The sequence below is a fragment of the Halomonas sp. HAL1 genome (assembly GCF_030544485.1).
Classification (GTDB): Bacteria; Pseudomonadota; Gammaproteobacteria; order Pseudomonadales; family Halomonadaceae; genus Vreelandella; species Vreelandella arctica.
On the sequence record NZ_CP130610.1, the window covers coordinates 240,976 to 252,805 of the forward strand.

Genomic DNA, 11,830 nt, shown 5'->3' on the forward strand with positions numbered 1-11,830 from the left:
GGGTGGCATGGAAAGTAACGAGCAAATCCTAGGGCGCAGTGCGCTGAGCCTTGCGCGGCGGGTCGTGGTGAAGATTGGCAGTGCGCTACTCACTAACGATGGCCGTGGCCTGGACGAAGCCGCTATTGGCGGCTGGGTTGATCAAATTGCCGCCCTGCATCAGCAGGGGATAGAGGTAGTGCTGGTCTCTTCTGGCGCGGTGGCGGCGGGCATGGTGCGGCTGGGCTGGCAAGTGCGCCCCAGCGCTGTGCATGAGCTTCAGGCGGCCGCTGCCGTAGGCCAGAATGGTCTGACCCAGTGTTATGAACAACACTTTGCCCGCCACAGCATGCTCACCGCGCAAATCCTGCTTACCCACGACGATCTTTCTAACCGCAAGCGCTACCTGAATGCGCTCTCTGCGCTACGCACGTTAGTAGAGATGCGCGTGGTGCCGGTAATCAATGAAAACGACACCGTCGTAACCGACGAGATCCGCTTCGGCGATAACGATACGCTAGGGGCGCTGGTCGCCAATCTGCTGGAAGCGGACGCGCTGCTGCTATTGACCGACCAGGAAGGCCTGTTTGACGCCGATCCGCGCCACAACCCCAACGCCCAGATGATTGCCGAAGAGCGTGCGGACGACCCACGCCTAGCCGCTATGGCAGGCAGCGGGGGGGCGCTGGGGCGGGGTGGTATGACTACCAAAGTGCGCGCGGCACAGTTAGCGGCGCGCTCTGGGGCGGTCACGGTGATTGCTAGCGGTCGTCAGCCTGATGTGATCAATCGGATTATGGCGGGCGAGTCGTTAGGCACGCTGTTGCGCCCGGATCAAGTGCCCATGGCGGCACGCAAGCGTTGGTTGGCGGGGCAATTGCAGGTGCGCGGCACGCTGGTGCTGGATGCCGGTGCGGTGAAAGTGCTGCGTGATAAAGGCTCTAGCCTATTAGCGGTCGGCGTGCGCAGTGTGCAGGGCAGCTTTAAGCGCGGTGATATGGTGGTGTGTGTGGATGAGCAGGGCGCCTCCGTGGCCAAGGGTCTGGTTAACTACGGCGTCGATGAGGCGCGCCAATTGGCAGGCCAGCCCAGCCACCAGATTGAAGCGATCCTTGGCTACGTGGAAGCCCACGAGCTGATTCACCGCGATAACCTTGTGGTGATATAAACGTATCGTCGCTAGCGTACTACGGGCGGGAGAGGTACCTGGCGCGGCCAGTTGTCGGGTACCAAAAATAGCCGCTCATAGCGTTGCTGCTGCGGGTAATACAGCATGACTTGCTGGGGTGAGCGCCAAGCATGCACCTTTTCGAAAATGGCGGGCAACTGTTCTGCCATCGGGCGAAAGGCGCTGTGAAGGGGCGGCGCTAGCCAGTGGGGTTTTTCCAGCCATGCCATTTCAGGCCTTTCGGTTACACTCGCCGCCAGCGCAGGCCAATCGCGTAAGTAACACCACGTCCCACGGCGGTGATCGGCTGTCGCGCCTTCGGGCGCTGGCATTGCCGCGTGCCAGGGATAATACAGCACGCCCGGCATTGCCAGTCGCTGGGTTAGCTGCTCGCCTAACTCCTTACTAGAAACCCCAATGTCTCTTGGCGTCAGCCAATGAGTGAGTGTTTCCAACGCGGGTACCGTTGTGGAAAGCGGTAATTGATGGCGACGCAAATGGCCACATTTAAGCGCTAGGCTGTCTAACCCGCCGGGGCCAATCCAGCGGCTTTGGCTGGTGGCCGCGCCTGGCCCCTCGGGCAGCCCCAGGTAGAACTTGATCGCCACTTCCAAATGCACCGGTGCCGGGTTAGCACGCGTTCGGTAGAGCATATCCAGCTCGCCGAGCGTATTGCGCTTTCGGCTGATACGCACGTTGCGGGCCAGCAGCCGCGTATTCGGTGCGTGGTCTAACAGCGTGTGCCACAGCCGTTCGTGATAATGCCCCATGCGCATCGCCCGGCTGCCGTTCAATGCGCTCAACGGCGGTCGGCCAAGCTGGCGTAGCCAGGGAAGCAGTGCGCGCTCAAGCCCCAGCTCTTCCATAGTGGGGCGCCCTGCGCAGGGAATGGGCGGCGGCAGCTCCACAATGTCCGGTGTGGCGATTAGCCAAGCTATATCGCGTAGTACGGGGTCACTTAGCCCTGAATAAAAGGGTCCTGAATCCAACCGCACCGCTGTGCCAGGTTTCTTCTCATTCACCGCGCCATCACCGCCTTCATTCAGCACGAATTTCTCCTCAACTCATTGATTAGCTCGGCGCTATGGTTTGGCCGCCAGCTGCTACGCTGTAAACACGTTATAACGTTAATCTCTTGAAGTCCTACCCTGGCCAAGGAAAGGAGCGTATTGCATGGGTAATGCTAAGACGAAAAAGGCTAAGTCGAAAAATCAAACGGCCAAAACGACGAATAGCCAAGTGCCCCAAAAGCAGGCTGAAAAAACGACTCCCCGAACACTAACACCAGAAATAGGCGCGGCGCTGTTTGAGGATGCCCGTTCACGCTTGGAAGATGTGTTCAAGGCGCTCGATATTCACGCGGATGCCCAGGCGCGCCTTATGCAGCCCAGTCTTTCACTGCAGGTGAGTATTCCCGTGCGGATGGACGACGGCAGCTTAAAAGCTTTTCCCGCCTGGCGAGTCCACTATGACACCAGTTTAGGGCCCGCCAAAGGCGGTGTGCGTTTTCATCCCGATGTTAACCAGCATGAAGTCACTACGCTAAGTTTCTGGATGGCGGTTAAATGCGCGGTGGTTGGCTTACCTTATGGCGGCGGGAAAGGGGGCATCCAGGTGGATGCCAAGGCGCTCTCTTCACTAGAGCGTGAGCGGCTAGCGCGTGGTTATATTCGTGCCATTGCCGACATTATGGGCCCTGACCGGGATATTCCTGCCCCCGATGTGAATACCGATGCCACGGTCATGGGGTGGATGATTGATGAGTATGAGCAAATCGTGCGGGCTAAAGTGCCCGCGGCCATTACTGGAAAACCATTACCGTTAGGCGGTTCGCCAGGGCGAGTGGCCGCCACGGGGCGAGGCGCGCTAAAAGTGCTCGATTTGTGGGCCGAGCGTGAAAAGCGACAACCGGAAGAGACCACTGTGGCGGTGCAGGGGTTTGGTAACGCGGCTTACCACTTTGCTCGTTTAGCCAGTGAACGTGGCTATCGTATCGTCGCGGTATCCGATACCAGTGGTGCTTGCTACCACGCGGATGGACTCGATATTGAGGCTGTTAAACAGGCTAAGTCGAATAGCGGTAAGGTGACCGACAGCCAAGCAGGGAAAGCGATGACGGGGGATGAGCTGCTGGCGTTGGACGTGAATGTATTAGCGCTGGCGGCGCTTGAAAACCAAATTCACTGCGACAATGTGAACGAGGTGAAAGCAGGCGCTATCTTAGAGATCGCCAATGGCCCGCTGACCAGCGATGCCGACCACTCCCTTGCCAAGCGTAATGTGCCGGTGCTACCGGATGTGCTCGCCAATACAGGCGGCGTGATCGTCAGTTATTTTGAGTGGCTGCAAAACCGGGCGGGAGAAAAGTGGAGTGAAGCCCAGGTGAATGAACGCTTGGACGCACTGCTGAGTGAAGAGGCTGGCAAGGTGTTAACGCGCGCAGGTACGGAGGATATCACCTACCGACAAGCTGCCTATCGACAGGGCATCGAACGCATTGCGGCTGCTATTATGGCCCGGGGAAACTGTCAGGACTGTCGCTGATTAAAAATGCTTAAAGCGCAGCGGGCTCCCCGTAGGGAGCCCGCAAGGCGATTAGCTAAGACTATTAATCGCGGTCAATTTGGGTAACTTCAGAAGAGCCCTGACGCACACTGATTTCCAGCTCACGGCCATTTTCACCGCGGCCTTCGATATCGATGATGCCGCTCTTATCAATATCAAGGTCTTCAAACTCAACCATACCTTCCTGGCGGGCAACGTCTAAGGCCTGGCGGATATCGTCTTCGCTCATGCCCCAGGCACCGGTAATTAGGCGCTCGCGTTTCTCTTCTAGCGTATCACCGTTATCAAGGGAGAAATCCACATCGGCGTACCACTCATCGTCCAGCCAGCCTTCTACTTCTACGCGGCCGCGACCTTTAACGCTAATTTCTTCGTAGTGGCTGAACCCGTAATCATTGGAATGGGTCAATACGTCATCAATGCGATCCATCGGCAGCGAATCAGCCTGGGCACTGCCTGCCGCTGCGGCAAGTAGCAGAGCAGAGGTCGGGATCAGCAGCATTTTTTTCATGGTATTCATAGCAAATTCCTTCTTTACGTATTTAAACGTGAATGAGTGACTGACACTCAGCGAATGCGACAGGGAATTTATACCACCACTATACTTTCCTTAAGCTGACAAAACTGTTCATCTAGCGTTCATGTTGTCTTTGGCATGCTGGCACTATGAGTAAACTCCTACGTCACTTTATAAAGCCGCTACGCAGCATACCGCGAAGCGCTCGGCGCAATGTCACTGGCTTGGCCCTGGTGCTATTGCTGGCGGGTAGTGCGGTGGGTGACCAGCCATGGGAATCGTTGCATGGCGAAGTAGGCCGCGGAGAGATTGTTCCCCTCGAAACCATCTTAGATTGGCTGGAAGCTCACTACATAGGCGACGTGCTGGAGGTTGAAATGGAACGTGAAGGGGGCTACGTGGAGTACGAAATCAAATTGCTCGGCCCGCAGGGCCAAGTCGTCGAATTTGAATTCGATGGCCACAATGGCCAGCTGATGTCTATCGAGGGCGTGCGTATTAATGATATGCGTCGCTAGTGCCGTTACGACACGTCTCATTGCCATAGCGTTATTTGTATTCCCAAGCCGTTATCGAAAAGGGTAGTTAGCCAATGAAGTGTTTGCTGGTAGAGGACGATCAAGCGCTAGCGCGTGAGTTGGGCCAAGCGTTGCGTGATGGTGACTGGCTGGTAGAGCATGCGGCTAACGGCCAGGATGCCGATTTTCTAGTACGTACTGAAGCTTACGACACACTGATTTTAGATGTAGGGCTACCCGATGGGGATGGGACTCGCTGGCTGGCGGCGTGGCGCGAAGACGGTATTGATCTGCCTGTGCTGATTCTAACCGCTCGTGAGCGGTGGGCGGATAAAGCCGCGGGATTTACCGCTGGGGCAGATGACTACGTCACGAAGCCGTTCGAGCCAGCGGAAGTGCTGTTTCGCTTGCGTGCGCTTGTACGCCGCAGCCACGGTCACGCTCACCCAGTATTAAAAGTGGGCGAACTGAGTTTAGACACCCACACTCAGCACGTGACGTTGATAGGGCGCCCGGTCGGCTTAACCGCACAGGAGACGCGCCTGCTGGGCTATTTAATGCACGCGGCACCGCGAGTGGTGAGTCGTACCGAGCTTTCAGAGCATGTTTACGACCGCGACCATGAACCTGACTCTAACGTGATTGACGTTCAGGTCAGCCGCCTGCGCCGTAAGTTGGGCAGTTGGCGAATTGCCACTCAGCGGGGCCAGGGTTATCGGCTGTTAGCAGAAGAGCCTGGCAGCGAATGAGTCAAGCCAAAACGGCTTGGCGGGGTCGTTGGGCGCGGCGTTCCATCAGCCTGCGGCTATTGCTGGCCGTATTAGTGATGGTGGGGCTGGCCCTGCCTATCGCTGGCACGCTACTTTCTCACCATTACCATACCTCGGCCACTCAGGCCTTTGATGATCGTCTTGGTGCGACGCTTAATGTCATCATGGCGGGCGTGACTTATGACCGTTTAGCGCAGCAGCTTGTCCACGACCGGGCGCTGGGCGACCCGCGTTTTGAGAATGTCTACTCCGGCTGGTACTGGCAAATCACCGATGGCGGGCAACATACCCTGGCCTCTCGCTCACTATGGGATCAACGCCTGCCAGTGGTGGAGAATGAAAACCTCAGTGCGCGCTCATTAATCGGCCCGCGGGGGCAATCGCTGCGCGTGGTGGAGCGCGATATCTACCTGGCCCCGTTAGAGGAACCGCTACATATTAGCGTGGCCGCCCGAGACGATGTGCTCACCAACGATATCCGTGAATTCCAATATCTGTTGTGGGGCGGGTTAATCGGCTTGGGCGTGTTGCTACTCGGCGTGTTAGCACTGCAAGTTCGCTGGGGGTTAGCGCCGCTGCGCCGCATGCACGCCAATCTTCATGATGTGGAACAGGGCCGCAGCGAACAGTTAGATACCCGCTTGCCGGAAGAGTTAGCGACACTGGCGGCCTCAATGAACGCGGTGTTGGCACGCGATCAGCGCTTAATCGAGCGCGGACGCCATACCGCGGGCAATCTTGCCCATGCGTTGAAAACACCACTGAGTGTGATGCGCCTGCAGCTTCGCCAGCTTCCAGAAGCGAACCGTGCCGCCTGGGCGGTAGAGTTGGAACGCTTGGATAGCGCGGTACGTCATCACTTGGCCCGAGCCTCCGCGGCGGGTGAAGGCGTGCGCTTTGCACCTATTGATCTACACCCTACGCTAACACCGCTACTTAATGGACTCTCCAGGCTTGCCCAGCGGCGCGGCATTGTGCTGCGCCAAACCTGGGGCCAGAAAATCAGAGTGCACATGGATGAGCAAGATATCCAAGAGCTGGTGGGTAACTTGATGGATAATGCGCTGCGCTGGGCGCATAGCGAGGTGCAGCTTAACGTGAAAATTGACGGTCAGAAGTTGATTTTAACCGTTAGCGATAACGGCCCTGGCATGTCGGAGGCAGAGTGCCAGCAGGCGGTTCAGCGTGGTCAACGGTTAGATGAGCACCGCTCTGGCAGTGGCCTGGGGCTGGCCATTGTGACCGATCTTGTCGCCCTGTATAGCGGCCAAATGCATCTTACTCGCGCCAGCACCGGCGGGTTAGAGGTAGTCGTCGAGCTGCCTGTGGTGGCGCATGGATAACGGAGACTTCATTGGATGAATGGCACTGATACGCTGCCCGATATATTAGCCGGCCCCTTATTAAGACGCATCAGCACGACTCGGCTGGTACTTTGGATGGTCGCCACTCGGCGATTAAATATGACGCTAATACTGCGGCCTGGGCAGAGTAATGCCGCGTCGATTGGTTTGGCGCATCACCAGCAGTGCATTCCTATCGGCCAGCGCGCCTTTATCTATCTAATTGATATTGAGCTGGAGTCACCGCTGTCCTGCGATGAGCGCATCGAGTATGACCTGCAAGTTGAAACGGCAACGGGTAATTGGCGCTCATTGCCCGAGTGGGCGCCATGGCTATGTTATGACGGCGCCGCTTATCCCGCCTTTGTGATTGCCTCGCGGCATCACCGGCTTATGCATGGTTCCTGCCGCAAACCCCATCACGACAGTGACGATGGTTTGGTGCGCGCCGATAACTGGCTCGCCGAGCAGCAAGGCGCCCCAGCCGAGTGGCCCGCTTGGCTGCTGATGACCGGTGATCAAATTTATGCTGACGATGTTGCCGGCCCGATGCTGCGCGCCGTGCATGCGCTCATAGAGCGGCTGGGGCTGGTGGATGAGTGGCTGGAAGGCGCCACGGTGGACGATAGCCAAGCCCTCTACGACTCGCCCGATAGTTACTATCAGCGCGCTGAGTTGCTGCCGGATGTGACCAAGAATGTGGCGCTACGCAAGCGCTTTTTTAGCGGCGTCAAGAAGCCGGTCTTTACGTCGGCGAATGCGCAGAACCATTTAATGACACTGGCTGAAATGCTCGCCATGTACTGCCTGGTATGGTCCCCCGAGCCCTGGCGAGTGATGACGTTCGACGCGCCTGCTTTAGATCAAAAAAATGCCGAGCTATATCGTCAGGAGCAAGCGGTGATAGACAGCTTCGTGGCTGGTCTGCCGCAGTGCGCGCGGTTAATGGCGCACTTACCCAGCCTGATGATCTTCGATGACCACGATGTGACCGATGACTGGAACCTTTCCGCTGACTGGGAGCTCGCCGCTTACGGCCATCCGTTCTCGAAGCGCATTATCGGTAACGCCCTGGTGGCTTATTTGCTCTGTCAGGCCTGGGGGAATGACCCTGATAAGCTCAATCCACTAACCCATCACGCCTCGACGCTGCTGGGTGATGGCAGCCAGCCGCTGGTATGCGCCGAGCAAGATGGTTTCATTGAGCGGCTACTGCGTTTTCAGGGCTGGGAGTTTCAGGTGCCGGGTACACCTACCTTAATCGTGCTGGATACCCGAACCCGCCGTTGGCGCAGCGAGCGCAATCTTAATCACCCTTCTGGCTTGATGGATTGGGAAGCGCTGATGGAGATGCAACAAGCGCTAATGGGGGCCAAAAGCGCGGTGATCATTTCGCCCGCGCCCATGTTTGGCGTCAAATTGATTGAGAGTATTCAAAGAATCTTTACCGCGGTGGGTAAGCCGTTGGTGGTCGATGCTGAGAACTGGATGGCCCATCGCGGGGCGGCCAATACGCTGCTGCAAATATGGCAACACTCCAAAACCCCCGGCAACTACGTGATCTTGTCGGGCGATGTGCACTACTCGTTTGTCTACGACATCGTGGTCCGTCATCAGCGGCGCTCCCCCCATCTCTGGCAAATCACGTCGAGTGGGATTAAAAACACTTTTCCGACCACTCTGCTCAATACCTTTGATCGCTTGAACCGCTGGTTATATGCGCCGTTGTCGCCACTCAACTGGTTTACCAAGCGTCGCAAACTGAGTGTTCACCCCCGAGACCCGGACCGCGCCAGCGCGGGCGAGCGGCTCTGGAACGCCAGCGGCATTGGCTTGGTAACGCTGGACGAAAAAGGGCACCCGATTGATATTCGCCAGCTGGATGCTGATGGCTGCGATGTGGTCTTTCCGCCGCCTGAAAAGCCTCTTAAATAAATAACATCTGTCGTTAAAAGTGGTTGGGTGTTCACTGCCTGAGTCGCCATTTGTCATGAGAGCGTCACGAAAAAGACGCATGCTTACAGCCTACCAATCACCGCTAAGGAAGGCTGCACATCAGTGCCCGGCTGCCTTGTGAAGGTAAACGGGGGCTGATGAATAGGACAGTAGGCAAATGACCGCACAAGAAGCGCAGTGGCTTAACCAAATTATTGCGACCGAAGAGCTGCAGGTGCTCTTTCAGCCCATTGTGGATGCCAACCAGCAGGCGATTTATGGCTACGAAGCACTGATTCGTGGCCCCAAAACGTCACCGCTGCACTCGCCGTTACGGCTGTTTGATGTGGCCACCCAGGCAGGGCAGCTAGTGGAGTTAGATTTACTCTGCCGACGCTTGGCGATTCAACGCTTTGCCGAACTTGAACTGCCCGGCCTGCTCTTTCTTAACGTCATGCCGTTAACCATCGTTGAGCGTGATTTTCGCGAAGGCTTAACGTTGGGCTTCATTCGCGAGAGCGGCCTGCCTCCAGAGCGAGTAGTGATTGAGCTCACCGAACATGTGCCGATTCATGACTATGAGTTAATGCGCCAAGCGGTGGATCATTACCGTGACATGGGCTTTCAGGTGGCGCTGGATGACTTGGGGGCAGGGCACTCAAGCCTGCGCCACTGGTCAGAGCTGCGGCCTGATTTCGTCAAGCTTGATCGGCACTTTATCTCAGGGATTGATCAGGAGCCTGCGAAGCGCGAATTTCTTCGCTCGATTCTTGATGTGGCGCGCAGCTTGGATTGCCAGCTAATAGCCGAAGGCGTGGAGACTGCGGCGGAGCATCTCTGCTTGTGGGAACTCGACCGTGGTCTTGCGCTACTGCAAGGCTTCTATTTTGCGCGGCCAAGCCCGCAGCCGCCTTTACAGCTCAACATGCTGCTGCCCGCGACAACTCAGTTAAAAAGCCCTGCTGGCCGCACTGCGCGCTCTATTTTGCGCACGATTGAGGCCATCACCACTGACTGTGCAGTGCCAATCATCTCCGAGCGGTTTCGCCGCCAACCCAGCTTGCGCTGTGTGGCCGTATTGGAGGACGGTAAGCCCGTGGCAGTGGTGCGTCGCAATGCTTTTTTAACCCTGTTCACCAACCCTTATAGCCATGCGCTGTATGCCAAGCGCTGCGTATTGGACGTGGCCGATGTACGCATGCTGGTGGCTGAAGCAGATACCCCGCTTGAGGTGTTGAGCCAGCAACTGACCGATAGCCATGATATTGAGCAGGAAGACTTTGTGATCACCAATGATGAAGGTGATTACGTGGGCATGGGTAATATCGTTGACCTTTTGCGTGAAATCACCGCGATTCAGGTGCGCCAAGCACGCCATGCCAATCCGCTGACCGGCTTGCCGGGCAATATCCTGATTAACGAAACGCTGGTCGCTTATTTAGCCGCCGAGCAGGGCTTTGCGGCCGCTTATGTCGATTTGGATAATTTTAAGGCGTTTAACGATGCTTACGGCTATGCCCGGGGCGACCAGGTGATTATTTCGCTATCGCGGCTGCTGCAGGCCCAGGTGGAAAGCGCGGGTGGTTTTATCGGCCATATTGGCGGTGATGATTTTATGATGTTGCTACCGCCCAGCCATTGGGAAAGTGTTTGCGGCCAAATCCTGCGCTCATTTGAAGTGATGGCCCCCGGTTTCTATGAAGAAGCGGACCGGCTGAAAGGCGGGATTCAGATTGAAAACCGACAAAATAGCGTGACGTTTTTCCCCTTTGTCAGCGTGTCGATTGCAGTAAAACCTGTTACCGATACAGCTACTTGCAGAGCGCTGGATATTGCCGCTGAGCTGTCTGAACTGAAGCATCAAGCCAAAAAAATTCCTGGTAACAGCCTGTTTGTTGAGCGTCGCGGTAGCTGCGTTAGCCAGTAAAGCGTCAATGTCATGTTACGTTAGCAAAATCGTCACCAAGCGGTCATATAAATGCCCCGCCGTTGTCATCTGAAGTGGTCAGGATTGTGGCTATCTTTTAACAACACTTTAGGTGCCCCATGCAGATCTCCTCACTTGCCCATGCGCTTCCCCGCACATTGATCAGCGCCGCCGTTGCCAGCGCTTTCGCGTTGGTCGCGGTGAATGCCTCAGCGGATCTTTCATCGCGTTATGTCGATAACGATGGCGATATGATCGCTGATGCGCCTAGCGATGAGTCACAGTGGGCCGATCCCGATACGCTCGTGTTTGCCTACACGCCAGTGGAAGACCCAGCGGTTTACGCCGACGTATGGTCTGACTTCCTGGAGCACCTAAGCGAAGCAACCGGCAAAGAAGTTCAGTTCTTCCCCGTGCAGTCCAACGCCGCCCAGCAGGAAGCGCTGCGCGCTGGCCGCTTGCACGTCGCCGGTTTTAACACCGGTGGTGTACCGGTCGCGGTCAACTGCGGTGGTTTCCGTCCGTTTGCCATGATGGCGGCAGACGATGGCAGCTTTGGCTATGAAATGGAGATCATCACCTATCCTGGCAGCGGCATTGAGTCCGTTGAGGATCTAGAGGGTCGCCAACTGGCCTTTACGTCTGAGACCTCTAACTCCGGTTTCCGCGCGCCCTCTGCACTGCTGCGCTCCGAGTACGGTATGGAAGCGGGCGAAGATTTTGAAACTGCCTTTTCTGGCTCCCACGACAACTCTATCTTAGGTGTGGTGAACGAAGACTACGACGCCGCTGCCATCGCCAACTCAGTGGCACGCCGCATGCTGGCACGTGATGTTGTGACAGAGGGCGATTACGAAGTGATCTACACCTCCGATACCTTCCCCACCACCGCTTACGGGCTGGCGAATAACCTGAACCCGGAACTTGCCGAGAAAATTCAGGATGCGTTCTTCAGCTACGACTGGGAAGGCACTGCCCTTGAATCCGAATTCGCCAACTCCGGTGAAGCGCAGTTTATTCCGATTACCTATCAGGAAAACTGGTCGGTTATTCGCACCATTGCTGATGCTAACGGTGTGACTTACGACTGCGACTGATCGATTGGGTA

The 11,830-nt window shown here is 56.6% G+C and carries 10 protein-coding genes; 8 read left to right on the forward strand and 2 right to left on the reverse strand.

Annotation, left to right across the window (positions count from 1 at the left end):
- Nucleotides 1-7 precede the first annotated feature (7 nt).
- Nucleotides 8-1,147 carry a glutamate 5-kinase gene (proB, locus tag Q3Y66_RS01145; protein ID WP_008957071.1) on the forward strand — a complete coding sequence of 380 codons (1,140 nt, stop codon included), beginning with the start codon at nucleotides 8-10 and terminating at the stop codon, nucleotides 1,145-1,147.
- Between the two features lie 11 nt (nucleotides 1,148-1,158).
- On the opposite strand, the gene Q3Y66_RS01150 is transcribed toward proB, so the two are convergent.
- Complete coding sequence (locus tag Q3Y66_RS01150; RefSeq protein WP_050805287.1) at nucleotides 1,159-2,142, reverse strand: DUF1853 family protein; 984 nt, start codon at nucleotides 2,140-2,142, stop codon at nucleotides 1,159-1,161.
- Nucleotides 2,143-2,320: 178 nt separating this feature from the next.
- On the opposite strand from Q3Y66_RS01150, the gene Q3Y66_RS01155 reads away from it, so the two are divergent.
- Nucleotides 2,321-3,691 (forward strand): Glu/Leu/Phe/Val dehydrogenase, encoded by a 1,371-nt coding sequence (locus Q3Y66_RS01155; protein ID WP_008957073.1) that lies wholly within the window; start codon nucleotides 2,321-2,323, stop codon nucleotides 3,689-3,691.
- Nucleotides 3,692-3,755: 64 nt separating this feature from the next.
- On the opposite strand, the gene Q3Y66_RS01160 is transcribed toward Q3Y66_RS01155, so the two are convergent.
- Nucleotides 3,756-4,232 carry a hypothetical protein gene (locus tag Q3Y66_RS01160; protein ID WP_008957074.1) on the reverse strand — a complete coding sequence of 159 codons (477 nt, stop codon included), beginning with the start codon at nucleotides 4,230-4,232 and terminating at the stop codon, nucleotides 3,756-3,758.
- Between the two features lie 146 nt (nucleotides 4,233-4,378).
- Between Q3Y66_RS01160 and Q3Y66_RS01165 the strand changes: the two genes are divergently transcribed.
- From Q3Y66_RS01165 to phnD, 6 genes are all read left to right on the forward strand, one after another.
- Complete coding sequence (locus Q3Y66_RS01165) at nucleotides 4,379-4,747, forward strand: PepSY domain-containing protein (RefSeq protein ID WP_008957075.1); 369 nt, start codon at nucleotides 4,379-4,381, stop codon at nucleotides 4,745-4,747.
- A 74-nt stretch (nucleotides 4,748-4,821) separates the two neighbouring features.
- Nucleotides 4,822-5,496, forward strand: a complete 675-nt coding sequence (locus Q3Y66_RS01170; protein WP_008957076.1) for a response regulator transcription factor — start codon at nucleotides 4,822-4,824, stop codon at nucleotides 5,494-5,496.
- Nucleotides 5,493-6,860 (forward strand): sensor histidine kinase, encoded by a 1,368-nt coding sequence (locus Q3Y66_RS01175; protein ID WP_008957077.1) that lies wholly within the window; start codon nucleotides 5,493-5,495, stop codon nucleotides 6,858-6,860. The genes Q3Y66_RS01170 and Q3Y66_RS01175 overlap by 4 nt, the downstream gene beginning before the upstream one ends.
- A gap of 15 nt (nucleotides 6,861-6,875) precedes the next feature.
- Nucleotides 6,876-8,795, forward strand: coding sequence for an alkaline phosphatase D family protein (locus Q3Y66_RS01180; RefSeq protein ID WP_008957078.1), 1,920 nt, complete (start codon nucleotides 6,876-6,878; stop codon nucleotides 8,793-8,795).
- Between the two features lie 178 nt (nucleotides 8,796-8,973).
- Nucleotides 8,974-10,722 carry a bifunctional diguanylate cyclase/phosphodiesterase gene (locus Q3Y66_RS01185; protein ID WP_008957079.1) on the forward strand — a complete coding sequence of 583 codons (1,749 nt, stop codon included), beginning with the start codon at nucleotides 8,974-8,976 and terminating at the stop codon, nucleotides 10,720-10,722.
- A gap of 119 nt (nucleotides 10,723-10,841) precedes the next feature.
- Complete coding sequence (phnD, locus tag Q3Y66_RS01190; RefSeq protein ID WP_008957080.1) at nucleotides 10,842-11,819, forward strand: phosphate/phosphite/phosphonate ABC transporter substrate-binding protein; 978 nt, start codon at nucleotides 10,842-10,844, stop codon at nucleotides 11,817-11,819.
- The last annotated feature ends 11 nt before the right edge of the window (nucleotides 11,820-11,830 follow it).